Origin of the sequence: Anaerocolumna cellulosilytica, assembly GCF_014218335.1 — a bacterium.
Taxonomy (GTDB): Bacteria; Bacillota; Clostridia; order Lachnospirales; family Lachnospiraceae; genus Anaerocolumna; species Anaerocolumna cellulosilytica.
Map to the genome: position 1 here is coordinate 2,134,476 of NZ_AP023367.1, position 19,753 is coordinate 2,154,228.

Here is a 19,753-nt window from a genome sequence, read left to right on the forward strand (position 1 = left end):
TTAAAGTGAAAACAAGAATTCATAAAAGCAGGGGAGATTTTTTGTTAGATAGTATCATAATGTTTGTGATGATTTTACTTATAATCGTTACGTTCTATCCGATCTGGTATGTTATATGCGCATCGTTTAGCAGTAGTGCAGCTATCAGCACGAACCCCGGAAAATTATTTTTACCGAAAAATTTTAGCTTTGGTGCTTATCAAAAAGCTTTGGAACATCCATTAATAGTAAGCGGCTTTAAAAATACCCTGCTTGTACTGGCTGGTGCATTGCCGCTCAACATTATAATGACACTACTGTGCGGATATTTCATGGCAGCAAAAAATGTTTTTTGGAAGAAATACATACTAGCATATTTGATGTTTACCATGTTTTTTGGAGGCGGTTTGATTCCAACGTATTTAAATCAAAAATCCCTGGGATTATATAATAATCTGTGGGCTTTAATTATTCCAGGTGCATTAAGTATATATAATGCAATTATATGTAAAACGGCAATAGAAGCAGTACCTGAGAGTTTAACGGAATCCGCTCATATGGATGGAGCTAGTGATTTTACAGTTTTGTTCAGAATTATTACGCCCTTAATCAAACCCACTTTGGCAGTTTTGCTGCTTTATTATGGGGTGGGGCATTGGAATAGCTGGTTTAATGCCTCCTTGTATATTACCAAAAATGAATTACTACCCATTCAAAATATATTAAGGGCGGTGCTCATAGCAAATTCCAATCTGCTCAATGAAGGAGCTGCCAACAAAGATGCCATGGACACGTACGCAGAAACCATAAAGTATGCAGCAATCGTTATATCAACCTTACCGATTCTTTGTATCTATCCTTTTCTTCAAAAATACTTTGTAAAGGGTGTTATGATTGGAGCTGTAAAAGGGTAAGGCTTAACACAGATTAGTCCCAATTTTTAAATTAACCAAATAAGATTAGGGTGTCAAATTCTCTGATTATTATATTGAACCAGCACTGTGCACAAGGTCAAAAGACGCATGTTTCAATTTCAAAGAATATCTAATACATTTCCATAGGCACATTCGTTCTTTTGCTTGTGCATATTACTGCAATATTTTTTCTAAGAGGGCTTTTGACACCCTGATCTCAAATAATAGTTGAATTTATTTTTAAGTATTAGTATACTTGTATAGGTAATAACCAGTAACTTAAGAAGGATATCTCAAAAATGATTGCCAAAGTACAAGCTGATACGGCATGCAATGAGAGATTGAGGAAAAACAGAATGAAAAAAAGGATTTACTTAGTTATTGCTTTACTTGTAGTTTTTATAGCCGCATTTATATTCGGCATACAACCAGTTAAAAAACTTACCAACAATGACACATCAGATGCTGTTTCAGTAAAAGAAATTCTTCAGAATGAACTGTTGGGCTCTATTTCCGGTATGTTGCAGAATAAGACGGAAGATTTTGAGTTCAAATTCACCGAAAAAGATATAAATCATATAATTACTGAAAAATTTAGTGCTTCAAATTCTTTAAAAATAGAGAATATTCAGTGTAATATAGAAAATGGTATAGTTATTTTTTATTTGGATACTAAATTAGGTTCATTTATACCTACGCAGGTAGTTCTTAAAACGAATATAGATATAATTGATAATGAGATTAATGTAATAATTAATAAAGCTTCTTTGGGTAGAGTACCTATCCCCAAGAACTGGATACTAAAAATGTTACAAAGAAAACTGGAAAAATATGATGCAAATATATCTGGTTCTGTAATAAAAATACCGATTGCTTTACCAAAAGCTATCTCAATAATAGATTTCCAAGTCTCTGACCGTATAAGGTTTAGTGCAAGAATCTCGATTCAATCTATGGATGATTTGATGGAACTCTTTAAATATTTTGGGAAGAAAATGAAATAATCATAATCTAAATGAAGAAAATAGCTGCACCCTATCGTTTCTGAGGAATCGAAAGGGTGTTTTTATTAGCAGCTCATTAAACTTAAGAATGAATTAAGAATTTTGAAGTATCATAATGGTAGTAAAAATGTTACTATATAGGATGCTGGTTTTAATAGCAACCATACAAGTTGGAGGAATAAAGTTCATTGCGTAAGATAATTAAGAAGATACTTTTTCTAATCGCAGGTTTGCTTGGATTGGGAATCATAATAATAATCATAAGTAACACAGTTGTAGTAGTTGATAAATATAATGTAATAGCAGGCAATGTACCATCAGCCTTTGATGGTTTTAAAGTAGTTCAATTATCAGATTTGCATAGCAAAGAGTTTGGACGAGAAAATGGTACATTATTAAAGAAAATAGCTAAAATAAACCCTGATATAATAGTTATGACAGGTGATATGGTAAACTCAACAGATACGGAATTTAGTATATTTTTGACTTTTGCAAAAAAATTAGCAGAAAATTATCCCGTCTATTATATAGTCGGAAACCATGAGCAAGCTTTAAGTAAACAAAATCTTGCATTTATATATAATGAGTTAAAATCTTATGGAGTCAATGTTCTTGATAATGAAATGGCTGTAATCGAAAAAGATGATGCCAAAATTAATATTTATGGAATGTGGTTTAATTTAAGATATTACAGTGATCAAACCAGTGCTTATGTTTTAGATAATCCGGATATTTATTATTTTGCTGAGGATACTATGAGAAAAATTCTAGGTGAATGTGGGAGAGAGAGTTTTAACATTCTACTGACACATAACCCAGTTTTTTTTGATACGTATTCTAAATGGGGGGCAGACCTAACATTAAGCGGACATATTCATGGTGGTATGGTAAGAATTCCCTTTATAGGCGGAATATACTCTCCGGAGAAAACATTTTTTCCTAAATATGACGAGGGATTATTTGAAGAAAATGATAAAAGAATGATTGTCAGTAGAGGAATTGGAAATGGAAGCTTGGGCTTTCGGTTTTTAAATTGTCCTCAAATAGTTGAGATTACCCTCTATTCAAGTAAATAAATTGGCAGCTTAATCAGCATAATGGCTTGAAATCAAAGCATATTTCAGATTTTCCTTGGTTTTAAAAATATACAGGAGTTCAACGTTAGAATGTGAAGTTTTAGCAGATATGAAAGCAGGAAAATAAAATATCTGCGGCATGTGATGATTTAGCTATGGAAGCATTGTGAAAATTGTAATATAATATGCTTGTATAAACTAAATGAAGGAGCATAAGATGGGAACTTTAAATTTTGACAGAAATGAAATACTAGAAGCAATGGACAAAATAGTGGATCGCACAAAACGCATGGATATGTCCTGGGATTGGCCCTGCGGAGTGGCATATGCCGGAATTGCGGAAGCCTATGAAGCCACAAAAAAGGAAGACTATATTAATTTTTTAAAAGAACGTGTGGACGAACTGATTAGTCTGGGACTTCCGGTTTGGACTGTGAATACATGTGCTATGGGACATTGCCTTATTACTTTATACCAAACCTTTGGAGACGAAAAGTACATGGAACTGATTCAATCCAAAGTAGAGTATTTAAGAAATCACGCGCTGCGTTTTGGAGACAGTGTACTGCAGCATACGGTTTCTGCGAAGAATGATTTTCCGGAACAGTGTTGGGCGGATACATTATTTATGGCGGCCTATTTCCTGTTGAGAGTGGGTGTTATGACAAAGGACGAAGCATTGGTAAATGATGCGCTAAATCAGTATTACTGGCACATCCAGTATCTTCAGAATCCGGATACAGGCTTATGGTATCATGGGTATAATAACATCTCAAAAGACCATATGTCAGGATTTTATTGGGGAAGGGCTAATTGCTGGGCTGCTTATACTATGAGTAAAGTTGGAGGAATATTGCCGGAATGCTATCTGTATCCCCAGTACCTGGAGATAGTAGGGAGTCTCAATGAGCAACTTTCAGCTTTGAAACTTCTTCAGACAGAGAATGGCTTATGGAGGACGATCTTAGATGATGAAGAGTCCTACGAAGAATTATCGGCATCTGCCGGAATAGCTGCTGCTATGACGTTAAAGAGAAATCCTCTTCATATCAAACATGTGCAGAAATCAATAAAGGGTGTATTAGAACATATTGCACCAGATGGTCGCATTACCGATGTTTCTGGCGGAACAGCAGTAATGAAAGACAGAGACGGATACTGTAACATATCGAAAAAATGGATACAGGGATGGGGACAGGGTATGGCTCTGGCATTTTTCAGTGCTGTCTTAAACTATAGCAACTTAGATGTGGATGGGGCACTTTAATTCAGTTATTTTAACATTCCTTTAGGTGTTATTTTAATTCAATCCTCTTCTGATTTGAGTTCTGCCAGTTCATTCTGGCAGAACTCAAGTACTGTAAGGGGAAAAAGCCGGTTATTGGTTATGTGGTTATGTGGTTTTCTTTCTGTATTCACTGGGAGTACATCCGATTTCTTTCTTAAACACTTTAGTAAAATAATTACAATCTAAAATTCCAACATACGCAGCAATGTTCTGGATTGACATGGAAGATGTATTTAATAATTTTATAGCTTCTCGTATTCTTAACTTATTAATATGAGTTACTACAGTCATATTAAGCTCTTTTTTAAACAAACTTGAAATATAGGGTATGGATAAGTTAAACTTTTTTGAAAGCTCACTTAGTGTTAAGGGTGAGTTAATATTAAATTCTATATAATGTAGAATAGGTCTAATGGTTGGCGAATATTGAACCATAGATTTATTCCTAACTAAAAGGCAATAATCTCTTATCATCTTCTCGTATATCTTATTTAACTCACGAACAGACAGAGAGGTTTCTATTAATTGTGCATAATTACAAGATATTTCATGTAGATAGATAGGATGAATTTTGACATCTTCGGCTGCTTTACGAAATAAAGTATTAGTTGAAAATAGCATGGCTTTTATGTCATGCAAGTTATTTTTAATCCTTGGTTCAAACGGGCGACTTAAAAATTCTTTACCAGCCAACATGGCTTTCCTGGAATTCCCCTCTTTTATTGCCTGCAAGATTGTATGTTCTATTTTGTAACGTTCTTCTACTGAGTTGGCATAAACTTCAAAATCTTCTTTTGGTACAAGTTCCTTTACTTCATTATCTCTGGATAACAATGACTCATTTACGATAGAAAATGTAATAGATGCGGGATTAAGGTATAATAATATGTCAGTCACTATGGAGAGTAATTGAAGGCTATTGTCAAAACGTGGGATTCCAAATAAAAATCTTTTTACATATTCAATATCAGCATAGGCTAAATGATTGATGGTAGCTATTTCATTGAGGTAGTCAGCATCAATCTCATTGGTCATGTAGGGACCTAATGTTATAACATCTCTATTATGCTCAAAGGGTAAGAAAATAACGTAATTTAATATAAAATTATCGCACATTAAGTAAAAACAATTATGCTGTAAACTATAAATTCGCTCTATAATCTGTTGGTACAAGATTTCAGAGTGTTCCAGGCTATTTCTCAAATGCCGGTCAAAATGGAATATATCTGTATAAGGATCTTTTAAATAATTAAAATCTAACTGGATAGTATCAAATACCAATTTTTTTATAAGAGTTAGCGTATGAGTGTTCATTGTGATATAGATATCTCCTTTTGTCTGTTGTTATTAATAGTAATATACTAAATGTATAATAGCAATAATAAGCTTTTTAATTCAAACTATACATAAAAAATCATGCTAATATATTACTAATCATATTACTATTTTTCTAATTGATTTCAAAATAACATGATATAATACAGAAAAAATAGGTTGATAGGTAATAGAATATGAGTGTGAATCTAAAGGCAGCGCCGTTTAATTTAAATGAATCAGATATTATGTGGGTAAAAGATACGATTTCAAAGATGAGCTTGGAAGAAAAAATAGGACAACTTTTTATCGTTTTAGGAAAAAGTACAGATGAAAACTATTTGAGGAATTTAGTGGAAAAATATCATATTGGTGGGGCGAGGTACGTCGAAACCGATCCAGAAAAGATTCTGGTGCAAAACAGGTTTTATCAAAAGATTAGCAAAATACCAATGTTTATTGCAACAAATTGTGAAGACGGCGGAAGTGGTGCCTGCAAGGGGGGGACGAAGGTCGCATCAGGAGCCCAGTGTGCAGCAATGGAGTCGGATTGGGCAGCATATGAAATGGGGAAAATCGGAGGTAGAGAAGCTTCTGCCTTAGGCTGTAATTGGACGTTCTCTCCAATTGTTGATATTGTATATAATTGGAGAAATACCATAGTAAATACAAGAGCCTTTGGAAATGATTCGAATCAGGTCTTAAAGTTGGCAAAAGCTAATATTAGAGGATTTAAAGAGAGTTCGCTATTAACCTGTGCAAAGCATTTTCCGGGAGATGGAATTGAAGAACGAGATCAACATTTAGTAATGGGAATCAACGATTTGAGTTGTGAAGAATGGGACGAGTCGTTTGGAAAAGTTTATAAAGGGTTAATAGAGGAAGGTCTGGAAACGGTAATGGTTGGTCATATTGCATTGCCTGCGTACAGTAAAAAATTATGTCCTGACTTAGAAGAAACGGATATAATGCCTGCTACACTTGCTAAAGAGTTAGTGAATGGTTTACTGCGAGAGCAACTAGGGTTTAATGGCTTGGTATTGACAGATGCCTCCCATATGGGAGGGTTATTAAGTGCAAAACCCAGAAGTCTACAAGTACCGGGTGCTATCGCGGCTGGGTGTGATATGTTTCTCTTCTTCCATGATGAAGAAGAAGACTTTAATTATATGTTAGAGGGCTATCATAAGGGTATTATAACAGAAGAACGATTACAGGAAGCTTTAGAAAGAATACTTGGTATGAAGGCTAAATTAGGACTTCATAAACAAACTGAGGTTCCACTTGAAGATGCGAAAAAAAGATTGGAAATAATAGGATGTGAAGAACATAAAAAAATTGCCAAAGCAATAGCAGATGAGAGTATTACATTGGTTAAGGATACACAGAACCTTTTGCCAGTTGATATATCGAGTAGAAAAAGAGCAAGACTTTATTATATGGAAAGTGCACCTGTTTCTAATTGCGAAGGAACAGACCCTATGAAAGAGGTTGTAAAGGATGAATTAGAGAGGGCTGGCTTTTTGGTTGATACTAATAAATCTTACTATGAAATGGAATGTGAGCAAAGTTCAAGATTTAACCGGTTTAAAGCTATGGAGATGGCTAAAGTTGAAGATTTTAAAAAGACCTACGATATTGTTTTTGTATTTGTTCATATGAAGGGATATGCACAGGAGAATAATGTGAGAGTGAAATATTCTGCACCCCATTCCAATGAGCTTCCATGGTGGATAAGAGAAGTACCGACGGTGTGTATTTCATTAAATTACACCAATCATTTGTATGATTTGCCAATGATGAAAACGTATATCAATGCATATGAACCTACAAGGGAATGTATTCAGGCTGCCATTGAGAAGGTTATTGGAAAATCGGAGTTCAAAGGGATATACAATGAAAATGTGTGGTGTAACAGATGGGACACAAGGTATTAGTAATAGTATAGTTTGGAGGTCAGTATGAAAGAAGAAAAAGACATTCTGCTCGAGATTAAAAATATGCACAAGAGCTTTTTAGCTACCCGTGCATTAAAAGGTATTGATCTAAAAATTAGTAAAGGTCAAATACATGGTCTTGTTGGCGAGAATGGCAGTGGTAAAAGTACAGTAACTAGTATCGCTGCCGGAATGCAGGGATACGACAGCGGCGAAATGTTTTTTATGGGACAGAGGTGGAAACCGGCTAGTATGATTCATGCACAAGAAGAAGGATTTAGTATGATACTGCAAGAAGCAAATACCATAAGCGGAGTAACCGTTGCAGAAAACCTATTTGCAGGTAAAGAGTGGGATTTTTGTACTTGTGGCATTGTTTCAAAAAAGAAGATGATTCATGCAGCCAATCAAAGACTTGCAGAATTTGGGATGAATCATATTCATGGGGAGGACTCTATAGACCGCTATGGTTTTGAGGATAGAAAATTAATTGAAATTTGCAGGGTGGTTTCGGACAAAACGAAGGTATTAGTTGTAGATGAAACAACAACAGCACTTAGTCAGACAGGGCGTGAATTGCTTTACAAGCTGGTTCGTAAATTGGCATCTGAAGGAAAAGCCGTAATTTTTATTAGCCATGATATGGAGGAGATATTAGAAGTCTGCAATATCTTAACCGTTTTAAGAGATGGTGATATTATTGGTACATTAACCAAAGAAGAAATGGAACCTAAAAAAATACGTTATATGATGGTAGGCAGAGAGATTGGAGATACGTACTACAGAGAGGACTTTGATGCAAGTCATTCAAATGAGATTGTTTTAGAGTTTAAGAATTGCAGCTTTAAAAAAATTAAGAATTTTAATCTTCAACTTCACAAAGGTGAGATATTAGGCATTGGCGGACTGTCAGGAAGCGGTATGCATGATGTAGGACGAGCAGCCTTCGGACTTGAAAAGATTTCTTCTGGAAGCGTTGAATGTCATGGCGAGAGGTTAAAGTCCTGTCTGGATGCTATTAATAAAAATATGGCATATATCTCTAAAAATCGAGATCAAGAAGCTTTGATTGTACAGGGCTCCATTAATGATAACATAATATTACCAAGTATTCCTTCCTTGACCGGAAAATTCATGTTCCTATCAAAGAGAAAAAGTATGAAATGTGCTAAGGAGCAGATTGAAGCATTTCGCATTAAATGCAATAATGGTTCACAGTTTGTTTCTACCCTGTCAGGTGGCAATAAACAAAAGGTTTCCTTTGCAAAATGGACTGCTCTTGGTAGTGACATATTAATTATGGATTGTCCTACCCGGGGCGTTGATATTGGTGTTAAACAGTTTATGTATCATTTGATTCATGAAATGAAAAAAGAAGGCAAAGCAATTTTGATGATCAGTGAAGAATTAGCGGAGCTAATTGGAATGTGTGACAAAATCATGATAATGAAAAATGATACAATAAGCGGAACCAAAATGAGAAGCAAAGATTTGCAGCAGACAGATATCATTGAATACATTATCTAACAGAGAGAAAGGATGCCATGACAGGATTCTTTTAACCTGTTCTATTAGTGGCAGTGCCGCAAACAGGCTTGCGGTATGCAATGGGAATAGCGATGGAAAAGTTAAAGAAATTAAATTTTATGGGGGTACTTCCCTATATAGGACTAATATTTGTAATTTCAGTGTTTTATATCACCTCAAGCGGAAGGTTATTTCAATCGTATAACATAAGAATTGTAATTCAGCAGACAGTAGCACTAGGAATTATTTGCTTAGGGGCAGTGTTTGTGTACTCTTTAGGAAATATGGATATATCAGTAGGTGCCTGCTTGGGGTTATGTACTCTAATAATAATCACAATTGTGAATGCTACAGGTAATTTACTTATTGGGTTTTTAGCTGCTCTGGCATTAGCACTGAGCTTTGGTTTGGTAAATGGAGCAGTAAGTGCATGGTTAGGTCTGCCTTCGGTAGTTACTAGTTTATTTTTAATGTTTTTGGGAAGTGGATTGCAGACTATAATTACTATTAAAACAAATACGATTACATCAGATTATGATTTTACATTTTGGAAAGAAACTTCTGTGCAGATTTTAACCTTGGTTATATTAGCGGTTATACTTAATTATGTATTTAATTATACAAAAATAGGACGCTATACTTGTAGTATTGGTGCAAACAAAGAATGTGCGCAGCAATCTGGCATCAATGTATTCAAGTATAAAATATATGCATATTTAACCATGGGGTTTTGTATTTCTGTTGCCAGTATTTTTGTACTTGCAAGAACAGGAAGTTCCTCTCGTTTAACTGGAAATGGGTATCATATGGATGTAATGGTAGCATTAATTCTGGGGGGCATGCCATTATCTGGTGGTATGAAAAGTAAAATAAGTGCAGCTTTAATTGGAGCATTTACTTATGTATTGTTAACCAATGGATTGACATTATCTGGTGTAAAGGTAAATCAAGTTCCGATTGTAAAAGCTCTCATTTTTGCGATTATTGTAATACTCACATGTCGCAAAAAAGGCAATGTATTACCAAGATAAAAAAGGAGAGAAGATTATGAAATTAAAAAAAATTATCGCTGCCTGTATGGCAGGAATCATGTTAGTAGGTTTAACAGCATGTGGAAACAATGGAAAAAAGGGATCAGACAATGCCACAGCAACTCCGGCAGTAAATGAGGAGAATGCTGGTGAGACAGCTGGTTATGATTTTTCAAATGTAAAAATCGGAGTATTAGGATTTTTTCAAAGTGGAGAAACTATGGATGCGGTAACAGCATATATGGATGCTTTATCTAAAGAGGTAGGTTTCACATATGAATATGTTGCAGGAAGCAGCTATGATGAACAAACAAACATTACCGCAGCGCAAAATTTGATTGCTTCTGGTATTAACGGATTAATTTTATGTATGGATAACGGTACAGAAGCTATATTAGAAGAATGTGAGAATGCAGGAGTTTATTTAGCTGGGTATTTAACAGATATGGAAAGTAGCTTTGATAAAATTAAAGACAGCAAGTATTATCTTGGAAATGTAAATGATGGTCTGTACGATAATAGTAGTATAGGGGAAAAAGCAGCAGAATTGGTTATCCAAAATAACAATAAAAAAGTTGGTGTAGTCACTTTCCCATTAAATTACTATCCACATAAGCAAGAAGCAATTGACGCATTTACAGCAAAAGTTAATTCTTATAACGAAACAGCTGCTGACAAAATTGATATATATGACACGCAAGAGCTTATGTTTACACAGTTAGAAGACACTTATTTTGCAACCTATCCTGAACTGGATTCTATCTTTGGCTTAGCTAGCGGCTTTATTTATCCAGCTATGGTTAGCTCAGGCAGAACGGACGTAGATCTTTATACAACTGGTTTCAAAAAAGATGATAATGCTGCATTTAATAACGAAGAAATTAAGATGTTTACTTTATCAAGTACAGAAGCAATTGTATTCCCGATGGCGTTACTGTTAAATGAAATAGCAGGACAACCTTATGCGGATAAACCATCAACTGCTGAGAGAGCAGATACCTCCGTAATATTTGTAACAAATAAAGACGAAATGGCAACACTTTCTGAAGAATGCCTATTCTATACGGCAGATGTGGAAGATGCATTTATTTCACCAGAAGGCTTTAAGTCTTATTTAACAGTGTATAATGATAATGCTAATTATGCTGATTTAAAAGAAGTACTTTTAAAAATGTCTATGGAAGAGCTATCAGCAAAATAACAGTAAACTTAGTAAAATTGGAGAACGTGTAATGAGGAAAAAAGTAATACTTCAAAACGGTGCAATTACAATTAGTATGCCGATGATAATGTTTTTGGTTATGTTATTCTTAACCAAAGCAAATGGAATTGCATATTATGGTCAATCAGATATGTGGAGAACAATTGCTACGAACCTGGGATTGACTATTACAATGAGCTGCGCATTGGCCATGCAATTAAGGCATGGTAGATTTGACTTCTCAGGTGGGGCAAATATGATACTTGCAGGAATTTTGGGGTGTTATTATACGCAGCAATTTGGTGGTAGTCCCTTATTAATGCTAGTCTTATGCGTTGTGTTCTCTGTAGCTCTAAGTCTAATAACTGCAACCGTATATGTACGAACTAAAATTCCAATTAACATATGTACAATTATGATGGCTTTAATCTATGAAGCATTAACTCTGGTTCTTGCTGGTGGAAATGGAGTTAATATATTGAACAAACAAGAATTGAATGTCTTTGGTAAGATGCCATATACAACAATAATACTTGTATTTGCAGTTATATTTTATCAGGTCATAATATCCCTAACACCATTTGGACGAAAGGCAAAATTACTAAGAAACGGTCAGAACATTGCGGTTAATATTGGAATTAATGAAAAGAAAAATGTAATGTATTCATATCTGTGCTCGGGGTTATTACTAGGATTAGCAGCAGTTATTTATGTATCCCAGAATAAAGTGGAAACCCAGTCTAATCTATCATCCACATCGGTATTGTTTAGTTATATTGCCTCTGTGTACATTGGAATGTTCTTGGGAAGGTTAAGCTTGGAGATTGTTGGTATGTTAATGGGAGCCTTAACTATTCAGCTCATGAACTATGGACTAAGAGCCTTAGGATACGGCAGCGGTGGTTGGAATAATGTTGTATTTGGTATCTTTATGATGACATTCTGGGTAATTAGTACGAATGCAGACCAAATAAGAATATTCTTGCAGAAGTTTAAAAAGAATAAATTAAATACAGAATAATAGAATAAAAATAGTCAGTTTTTAAGGTATAGCCAACTTATTTTATAAATAGGCTATACCTTAAATAAAATAAAGATAGGAGACTGTTGTGAGAAAAATTTATTCAATGAATTCCGAATGGATGTTTAAAAAGCTTGAATTCGAAATGGATGAAAGTAATTATATCTTAGAACAAGGTGAACGGGTTGATTTGCCACATACATGGAATACAAATAATGACAGGTATAGAGGGCTGACATTATACCAAAAAGTAGTCTCAATCAATAGTGAACACAAAGAGGGGGAACTCTACCTGGAGTTCCTGGGAGCAAATTCCGTCTGTAAAGTATATTTAAACGGTACTTTCATTGGTGAACACAGAGGAGGGTATTCCACATTTCGATTTTGTATCACGGATAAATATATTTGGGACAAGGAAAATCTGTTACAAGTATACGTTGATAATGCTACCACAAAAGATGTTTCTCCACTTGGAGGAGACTTTACCATATATGGAGGATTGTATCGTGATGTAAACCTAATCTGTACATCGAAAGCTCATTTTGATTTGTGCTACTGGGGGACAAAAGGTGTACTGATTCATACAGAAATGGATAAAAACAAAAGTGGTGTTGTACAAATAGAAAGTCATACAGTTGCCTCAGAAGACATGGAGATAGTTTATGAGATATATTCTCAGAATAAGCAGCTAATAAGCTCGAAACGTGTTTCAGTGAGGAAGGATAAAATAAGTTTTTTAATCCAAAGTCCGGAGCTTTGGAAAGGTATAGAAAGTCCAGCCTTATACTTATTGAAGGCCTATCTAATGAAAGATAGCGAAATTACAGACCAAATTGAATTACATTTTGGCTTTCGAGAATGTAAATTAACCGCAGATAAAGGATTTTTTCTAAATGAAAAGCACTTATTTATTCAAGGAGTTGCGAAACATCAAGACTTTGAAGGGATAGGAAATGCTATTTCTAAAATCCATATGGACAAGGACATGGAGTTAATAAAAGAAATTGGAGCAAACTCAGTCCGTTTGTCACATTATCAACACGATCAATATATGTATGATTTATGTGATAAAGAAGGTATGGTAGTATGGGCTGAAATTCCAATGCTTTCTATGCCTGATAATTCAGAAGGTCTACAAAATGCAGAAAACCAATTAAAAGAATTGATATTACAAAACATCCATCATCCATCCATCTGCTTTTGGGGAGTTCAAAATGAGATTGCCATGAATGGTGAATCTATTTCAATGTATCAAAAGGTTGAGCATTTAAATAGCATTGCTCATCAAGTATTGCCGAATGGAATTACTGCTAGTGCTAATATGTATTATGTGAAAAATAATAGCCAATTGAATTTTATTACGGATATGTTAGGCTATAATCTATATTATGGCTGGTACTATGGTAATATTGATGATTTGAGTGAATGGATAGAACAATTCCACAGGGATAATCCACAGATAGCTTTAGGAATATCAGAATACGGTGTTGATTCTAATCTTAAATTTCATTCAGAAGATCCAAAAATAAAGGATTATAGCGAAGAATATCAGGCATTGTATCATGAGATTACATATCCAATAATTTGCAATCATACATTCATGTGGGGAAGTTATGCCTGGAATATGTTTGATTTTGGTAGTGATATACGTCATGAAGGCGGAACAATAGGAAAGAACTGCAAGGGGTTGGTAAGTTTTGATAGAGAAACAAGAAAGGATTCTTTTTACTATTATAAAGCAAATTGGTCACAGGAACCATTTATCCAGATAGCTAACAAGCGTTTCGTCAATCGAGCAAAATCGGAAATAGATATCAAAATATATTCAAATCAAACACAGGTATCTTTGTATGTAAATGGTAAAAATATTTCTACAATTAATGGAGATAAAGTTTTCAGATTTAATAATGTTAGACTGGAAAAGGGTGAGAATGAAATCACTGCAACTGCGGGAGATTGTATGGATAAAGCAGTTTTTGTTCTATGCGATGCACCGGATAAAAGCTATATTTTTGTTGATCCAAATCCAGAGGTAAATGTGAAAAACTGGTTTACACAAAAAACTGGGGAAGCAGATTTATTTCCTGAGAATTGTTATTCGGTTATGGATACATTGGGAGATTTGATGCAGAATGAAGAAGCCTGGAATCTTGTGAAAGAAATGGTTCCGAAGGCAGCTGCGCGTGCTATACCGGGTGCTCCTGTAACATTAATTTGGGTATTCAATAAAATGAGTGGTGTTTATAAGGAAGATTATATAAAAGAGGTTAATAGCAGGTTAACTTTAATTCATAAAAAGAAGTAGCTGACTAGGAGGCGTAGAAGAAGTGGTTTCTGAGCTAAAGAATTTCAAAAAAAAGAGAGAATTTTTAGTATGCATTGATTCGGATGGTTGTGCTATGGATACAATGGATATAAAGCATATAAAATGTTTTGGTCCCTGTATGATAGAAGAATGGAGCTTAGAAGAATGGAAGGATGAAATTTTAACCCGTTGGAACGAAATTAATCTGTATTCTATGACAAGAGGTATTAATCGGTTTAAAGGTTTAGCGTTAGCTTTAAGTGAGATATCACAGAAATACAAAAAAATTGATGATTTGGATAGTTTAATAAACTGGACCAAACAGGAGCAAGAGCTGTCTATGCAAGGTCTTAGAAAATCTATTTCAGAAGAAAATAGTGACTGTCTGAAAAAAGTATTGTCTTGGTCGGAGGCTGTTAATCAAGCTATCCGTAACATAAAAGATGAGGAAATCAAGCCCTTTGCAGGGGTGGTGGAAGGAATTACCTTTATTGCAAGTCAAGCAGATGTTGCTGTCGTATCTTCTGCTAATGCAGAGGCAGTCATAGAAGAATGGGGAAAGTATGGGTTATTAGCAAAAACGGATATCTTACTCACGCAAGAAGCAGGTACGAAAGCCTATTGTATTGCTGAAATGAAAAAAAAGGGATATGAAAGTTCAAAAATACTAATGATTGGTGATGCACCAGGGGATAAAGAGGCCGCCGAAGAAAACGAAGTGAGTTTTTATCCTATCTTAGTGAAGAGAGAGACAAAATCTTGGCAAGAACTTCAGGAAGTAGCTTTTCCTAAATTTATTAAAAAAAATTATATTGGTGCTTATCAAAATGAATTAAATGAGAAATTTAGAAACAACCTGTGTTAATTTCCTATTCAATTGTTCATATTGGTACTATAAAAAGTAATCGGAGGTTAAAATAATGAAATTATCATTTAGATGGTATGGGGAAGAGGATAAAATTACTCTTCAAAACATTAGACAAATTCCGGGAATGTACTCGATTGTCACGGCAGTATATGATGTTCCTGTAGGAGAAGTATGGAGTAAAGAATCAATTTCTAAGTTAAAGGCACAGACAGAAGCAGCAGGACTTCACTTTGAAGTAATAGAATCGATACCTGTACATGAGGATATAAAATTAGGAAAACCAAGTCGAGACAAATACATCGAAAATTATTGCGAAAACATCCGTCGTGTTGCAGAAGCAGGTATTAAATGTATCTGTTATAACTTTATGCCAGTATTTGATTGGACGAGAACGCAGCTAGATCATGTTTTAGAAGATGGCTCCACTTCTTTAGTTTATTATCAGGAACAGGTAGATGCTGTTAATCCGCTGGAAAGTGAAAGCGATTTAACGTTACCTGGTTGGGATGCAAGCTACACAAGAGATGAATTAAAAGCAGTGGTAGAAGAATACAACGCTTTAACGGAAGAGGACCTTTGGGATAATTTAAGATATTTCCTTGAAAAAATCATACCAGTAGCAGAGAAGTGTAATGTTAATATGGCTATCCATGAAGATGATCCTTGTTGGCCAATTTTTGGACTGCCAAGAATTATTACATGTGAAGAAAATCTGGACAAATTCTTAAAATTAGTGGATAGCCCAAACAATGGGATAACTCTGTGTGCAGGTTCCTTAGGATGCTCAAACAAGAATGATGTACCTAAATTAGCAGCGAAATACGCAGCAATGGGAAGAATTCATTTTGTTCATATGAGAAATGTAGCTATTTTGGAAAATGGTTTTGAAGAGAGGGCGCATTTATCCAGCTGCGGCAGTCTTGATATGTACGCTATTTTAAAAGCTTTATACGATAACGGATTTTCTGGCTACGTAAGGCCTGATCATGGCCGTATGATATGGGGGGAAACCGGAAGAGCTGGTTATGGCTTATATGACAGAGCATTAGGTGCGACATACATTAATGGATTATGGGAAGCGATTGTAAAAGCAGGAAAATAGATGATAAGGAAACGGTTGAAAAAAATTATTCAATCTTTGATTCGTACGCGACCGAAGGTCGCAGATAGGAGGTAATATGAAAATACCATTTCAAGTGAATTTAGAGAATAAAGTAGTAGTTATAACAGGTGCTGGTGGAGTTCTTTGCAGTATGATGGCTGAAGCAGTGGCAATGTGCGGTGCAAAAGTAGCTCTTCTTGATAGAAATGTACAAGCGGCACAGGCAAATGCGGATGCAATTGCTGCAAAAGGCTATATTGCAAAAGGTTATGAAGCAAATGTATTAGAAAAAGAAAGTTTAGAAGTGGCTCATAAAGCTATTTTATCTGACCTTGGGTCATGTGATATACTTATTAATGGTGCAGGAGGAAATAATCCCAAAGCGACTACTGATAAAGAATATTTTGAAATAGGTGATTTAGAGAATTCTGATATAAAGTCATTTTTTGACTTAGACCAAGCGGGAGTTGAATTTGTATTTAATTTAAACTTTATTGGAACATTGCTTCCAACCCAGGAATTTGCAAAGGATATGGTTTTGAAAAAACATGCAAGTATTCTAAATATATCCTCTATGAATGCATATACACCATTAACAAAGATACCTGCCTATAGTGGTGCTAAGTCTGCAATCAGTAACTTTACCCAATGGCTGGCGGTTCACTTTAGTAAAACAGGAATTCGGGTGAATGCAATCGCACCAGGCTTCTTTGCTACAAAGCAGAATCAGGCTCTTTTATTCAACGAGGACGGAACGCCAACACCCAGAACCGGTAAAATATTAGAGGCAACACCAATGCGCCGTTTCGGTGAAGCAGAGGAATTATTAGGCTCTGTGTTATTTTTATTAAATGATGAAGCTTCAAGCTTTATTACAGGTGTATGTATACCAATCGATGGTGGCTTCTCTGCCTACGCAGGCGTTTAAGCTTAAGATGCCAAATGGAACCCCCCCCCTTTTAGTGAAGCAAACTGAGCTTCATTTGAAAGGGGGGTTCTGTTTATTTCTTTACAGTATTAAATTCTACTTCATCAATTGGTACAAGCATGCTATAATATTAAAGTAATAATTGACGAACTATCTGGTCGGATTGCATAGAAAGGCTTTAGGTAAAAAGCGATTTGTACCAGTAGATTGAAGATGGGAAGATGGAAAGGAAACGACTGATTTATGAATTTTAATTGTTTAATTATTGATGACGAAGAGACAATTGGTCAAACCACCAGTGAATACTTTAATATGTTTGACGTTACCTGCGAGTATGTAACTAGCTATGGAGCTGCCATTGACTTTTTATCAGAACATCAGGTTTCCTTGCTGCTTTTAGATATTAACCTAGGGGAACATTCCGGCTTTGAATTATGCAAAAAGATAAGAAAAACAACGAATATCCCCATTCTTTTTATTAGTGCCCGTACAAGCGATGATGATATCCTAACGGCACTGAATATCGGCGGCGATGATTATATTACAAAGCCTTATAGCTTAAATATCTTATTAGCAAAGGTAAAGGCTATCTTAAAAAGATGTGAAAGCAACCTAATACCTGTAAAGACTTCGCCGTGTGAGCAGATTCAAATTGATTATAACTATCGACAGATTATGGTCAATCAGGTTCCTATAAAGCTTAAGAATATGGAGTTTAAGGTATTGAGTTATCTAATGGAGCATACGAATACAGTTATTTCAAAAGAGGAGCTATTTCAGAATATATGGCAAAGTCGATTTATTGAGGATGGAACGTTATCCGTACATATAAGACGATTGCGCCAACTGATTGAAGAAGATCCGGATAATCCGCGGTTTATTAAAACCATATGGGGTGTCGGATACGTATTTGAGGTAAAAGAGTGAAAGCGAGGAGTTTGCGGTAGGCAAAGGGTAAAGGAATGAATATAAAGAAAATAACGGCAGTGCTAATTATGTTTTTCTTAATAGGATGTTTGTGTTCCTATATGGTAGTACGCTTTCAGCCGAATAACAAAATAGATGTGATAACAATCAATCGAATTGTAAAAGAAGTTTCAAATAACTGGAATACGTTAGAGACAGGTCATTACAAGAATTACGCCTATCCTTTTAGTGTGCTATCTCTTGCGGATACACTCTTATACCAGTCCTCTCCGGATGCTGTGGTTTTTATAAAGGACGCACTCGAGAGGGGTGATACAATTATGAATATAGATTTAAACGATACGATTGTGGGAAAGGTAATAATTACAACCAGCGGAGAAGTGGCATTTAAGACTTTTCAAAAAGACCTAGCCCTGCTTATCCTCGTATTCTTTTCTATATTTACTTTATGTTCAGGACTTTATTTTATGCACTTACATAAGAGAATTATTCGACCATTTCGTGATCTTGAGGAATTTGCTAAGGAAATTGCCAATGGGAATCTGGACTTTACGTTAAAGCTGACCGAGAATAATATATTTGGAGCATTTACACAGAGCTTTGATATTATGAGAGAACAATTAAAGGTGGCAAAACATCAGGAATTCCTAGCGAATCAAAGCAAGAAGGAGTTAGTGGCTTCCCTAAGTCATGATATTAAAACACCGGTCACATCCATTAAGTTAACCAGTGAATTATTAATCGTCACTGCAAAAGACGATAAAATAAAGAACAAATTAAATACCATTTATCAAAAAGCAGAACAGATTAATCTTCTGGTTACGGATTTATTTCATACCACTTTGAATGATTTGGACAAATTAAGTGTTACTCCCATTGATACCTATAGTTCTATCTTAGAAGCAGTATTAAAAGAAGCTGACTGCTATGATAAAATTACTATGTTAATGATTCCGGAATGCATGATTTGCGTTGACCCTCTGCGCCTAAATCAAGTAGTTGCCAACATTATATATAATTCCTATAAGTACGCGAACACAGCAATTTCCGTTCAATTTGAACTCAAAGGCAGTTTTCTTGAAATTAAAATACAGGACTTTGGAAAAGGGGTAGAAGAGGAAGAACTACCGCTGCTGTTTAATAAGTTTTACCGCGGAAAAAATGCTGCCACAGAAAGTGGCAGCGGTCTTGGTTTATATATATGTAAAAAATTGGTGGAGCAAATGGAAGGTGAGATTTATTGCAGTAACAATGAACAAGGATTTTTAACACTACTATATTTAAAGTTAGCTTAAATTATTAAAAGGTAATAATTGCAATAGGTGTTGGAG

At 35.1% G+C, this 19,753-nt stretch carries 16 protein-coding genes; 15 read left to right on the top strand and 1 reads right to left on the bottom strand.

Features of this window, described 5'->3' with window-relative positions:
• Window positions 1–5: 5 nt before the first annotated feature.
• From acsn021_RS08950 to acsn021_RS08965, 4 genes are all read left to right on the top strand, one after another.
• Window positions 6–893 (top strand): carbohydrate ABC transporter permease, encoded by an 888-nt coding sequence (locus acsn021_RS08950; protein WP_243182326.1) that lies wholly within the window; start codon window positions 6–8, stop codon window positions 891–893.
• 299 nt (window positions 894–1,192) lie between these two features.
• On the top strand, window positions 1,193–1,897 hold the full coding sequence (locus tag acsn021_RS08955; protein WP_184091254.1) for a hypothetical protein: 705 nt from the start codon (window positions 1,193–1,195) through the stop codon (window positions 1,895–1,897).
• A 188-nt stretch (window positions 1,898–2,085) separates the two neighbouring features.
• Entirely contained in the window at window positions 2,086–2,973 is an 888-nt protein-coding gene (locus tag acsn021_RS08960) for a metallophosphoesterase (RefSeq protein ID WP_243167790.1), read from the top strand.
• A gap of 217 nt (window positions 2,974–3,190) precedes the next feature.
• Window positions 3,191–4,240: a glycoside hydrolase family 88/105 protein gene (locus tag acsn021_RS08965; protein ID WP_184091253.1), complete on the top strand. Its 1,050-nt coding sequence runs from the start codon at window positions 3,191–3,193 to the stop codon at window positions 4,238–4,240.
• Window positions 4,241–4,366: 126 nt separating this feature from the next.
• Here the strand turns inward: acsn021_RS08965 and acsn021_RS08970 are convergent, their stop codons facing one another.
• Window positions 4,367–5,575: a helix-turn-helix transcriptional regulator gene (locus acsn021_RS08970; RefSeq protein ID WP_184091252.1), complete on the bottom strand. Its 1,209-nt coding sequence runs from the start codon at window positions 5,573–5,575 to the stop codon at window positions 4,367–4,369.
• A 197-nt stretch (window positions 5,576–5,772) separates the two neighbouring features.
• Between acsn021_RS08970 and acsn021_RS08975 the strand changes: the two genes are divergently transcribed.
• The 11 genes from acsn021_RS08975 to acsn021_RS09025 all read left to right on the top strand — a co-directional run bounded on the left by acsn021_RS08975 (window position 5,773) and on the right by acsn021_RS09025 (window position 19,717).
• Window positions 5,773–7,512 carry a glycoside hydrolase family 3 protein gene (locus tag acsn021_RS08975; RefSeq protein WP_184091250.1) on the top strand — a complete coding sequence of 580 codons (1,740 nt, stop codon included), beginning with the start codon at window positions 5,773–5,775 and terminating at the stop codon, window positions 7,510–7,512.
• A 24-nt stretch (window positions 7,513–7,536) separates the two neighbouring features.
• A complete protein-coding gene (locus tag acsn021_RS08980; RefSeq protein ID WP_184091248.1) occupies window positions 7,537–9,039 on the top strand; it encodes a sugar ABC transporter ATP-binding protein in 1,503 nt (500 codons plus the stop codon).
• Window positions 9,040–9,131: 92 nt separating this feature from the next.
• Entirely contained in the window at window positions 9,132–10,070 is a 939-nt protein-coding gene (locus tag acsn021_RS08985; protein ID WP_184091246.1) for an ABC transporter permease, read from the top strand.
• A 16-nt stretch (window positions 10,071–10,086) separates the two neighbouring features.
• Window positions 10,087–11,271, top strand: coding sequence for a sugar ABC transporter substrate-binding protein (locus acsn021_RS08990; protein WP_184091244.1), 1,185 nt, complete (start codon window positions 10,087–10,089; stop codon window positions 11,269–11,271).
• Between the two features lie 31 nt (window positions 11,272–11,302).
• A complete protein-coding gene (locus acsn021_RS08995; protein WP_184091242.1) occupies window positions 11,303–12,292 on the top strand; it encodes an ABC transporter permease in 990 nt (329 codons plus the stop codon).
• Between the two features lie 88 nt (window positions 12,293–12,380).
• Window positions 12,381–14,597 carry a glycoside hydrolase family 2 protein gene (locus acsn021_RS09000; RefSeq protein ID WP_184091240.1) on the top strand — a complete coding sequence of 739 codons (2,217 nt, stop codon included), beginning with the start codon at window positions 12,381–12,383 and terminating at the stop codon, window positions 14,595–14,597.
• 22 nt (window positions 14,598–14,619) lie between these two features.
• Complete coding sequence (locus tag acsn021_RS09005) at window positions 14,620–15,462, top strand: HAD family hydrolase (protein WP_184091238.1); 843 nt, start codon at window positions 14,620–14,622, stop codon at window positions 15,460–15,462.
• 55 nt (window positions 15,463–15,517) lie between these two features.
• Entirely contained in the window at window positions 15,518–16,567 is a 1,050-nt protein-coding gene (gene uxuA, locus acsn021_RS09010) for a mannonate dehydratase (RefSeq protein WP_184091236.1), read from the top strand.
• Window positions 16,568–16,643: 76 nt separating this feature from the next.
• Window positions 16,644–17,495 carry an SDR family oxidoreductase gene (locus acsn021_RS09015; protein ID WP_184091234.1) on the top strand — a complete coding sequence of 284 codons (852 nt, stop codon included), beginning with the start codon at window positions 16,644–16,646 and terminating at the stop codon, window positions 17,493–17,495.
• A gap of 243 nt (window positions 17,496–17,738) precedes the next feature.
• Window positions 17,739–18,422, top strand: coding sequence for a response regulator transcription factor (locus acsn021_RS09020; RefSeq protein ID WP_184091232.1), 684 nt, complete (start codon window positions 17,739–17,741; stop codon window positions 18,420–18,422).
• 35 nt (window positions 18,423–18,457) lie between these two features.
• Entirely contained in the window at window positions 18,458–19,717 is a 1,260-nt protein-coding gene (locus acsn021_RS09025) for a HAMP domain-containing sensor histidine kinase (RefSeq protein WP_184091230.1), read from the top strand.
• Window positions 19,718–19,753 lie beyond the last annotated feature (36 nt).

Excerpts from the sequence above, each read along its gene's own strand:
- acsn021_RS08955 (WP_184091254.1), top strand. The coding sequence starts at position 1,193 with ATGATTGCCAAAGTACAAGCTGATACGGCATGCAATGAGAGATTGAGG.
- acsn021_RS08965 (WP_184091253.1), top strand. The coding sequence starts at position 3,191 with ATGGGAACTTTAAATTTTGACAGAAATGAAATACTAGAAGCAATGGAC.
- acsn021_RS08970 (WP_184091252.1), bottom strand. The coding sequence starts at position 5,575 with ATGAACACTCATACGCTAACTCTTATAAAAAAATTGGTATTTGATACT.
- acsn021_RS08975 (WP_184091250.1), top strand. The coding sequence starts at position 5,773 with ATGAGTGTGAATCTAAAGGCAGCGCCGTTTAATTTAAATGAATCAGAT.
- acsn021_RS08980 (WP_184091248.1), top strand. The coding sequence starts at position 7,537 with ATGAAAGAAGAAAAAGACATTCTGCTCGAGATTAAAAATATGCACAAG.
- acsn021_RS08985 (WP_184091246.1), top strand. The coding sequence starts at position 9,132 with ATGGAAAAGTTAAAGAAATTAAATTTTATGGGGGTACTTCCCTATATA.
- acsn021_RS08990 (WP_184091244.1), top strand. The coding sequence starts at position 10,087 with ATGAAATTAAAAAAAATTATCGCTGCCTGTATGGCAGGAATCATGTTA.
- acsn021_RS08995 (WP_184091242.1), top strand. The coding sequence starts at position 11,303 with ATGAGGAAAAAAGTAATACTTCAAAACGGTGCAATTACAATTAGTATG.
- uxuA (WP_184091236.1), top strand. The coding sequence starts at position 15,518 with ATGAAATTATCATTTAGATGGTATGGGGAAGAGGATAAAATTACTCTT.
- acsn021_RS09015 (WP_184091234.1), top strand. The coding sequence starts at position 16,644 with ATGAAAATACCATTTCAAGTGAATTTAGAGAATAAAGTAGTAGTTATA.
- acsn021_RS09020 (WP_184091232.1), top strand. The coding sequence starts at position 17,739 with ATGAATTTTAATTGTTTAATTATTGATGACGAAGAGACAATTGGTCAA.
- acsn021_RS09025 (WP_184091230.1), top strand. The coding sequence starts at position 18,458 with ATGAATATAAAGAAAATAACGGCAGTGCTAATTATGTTTTTCTTAATA.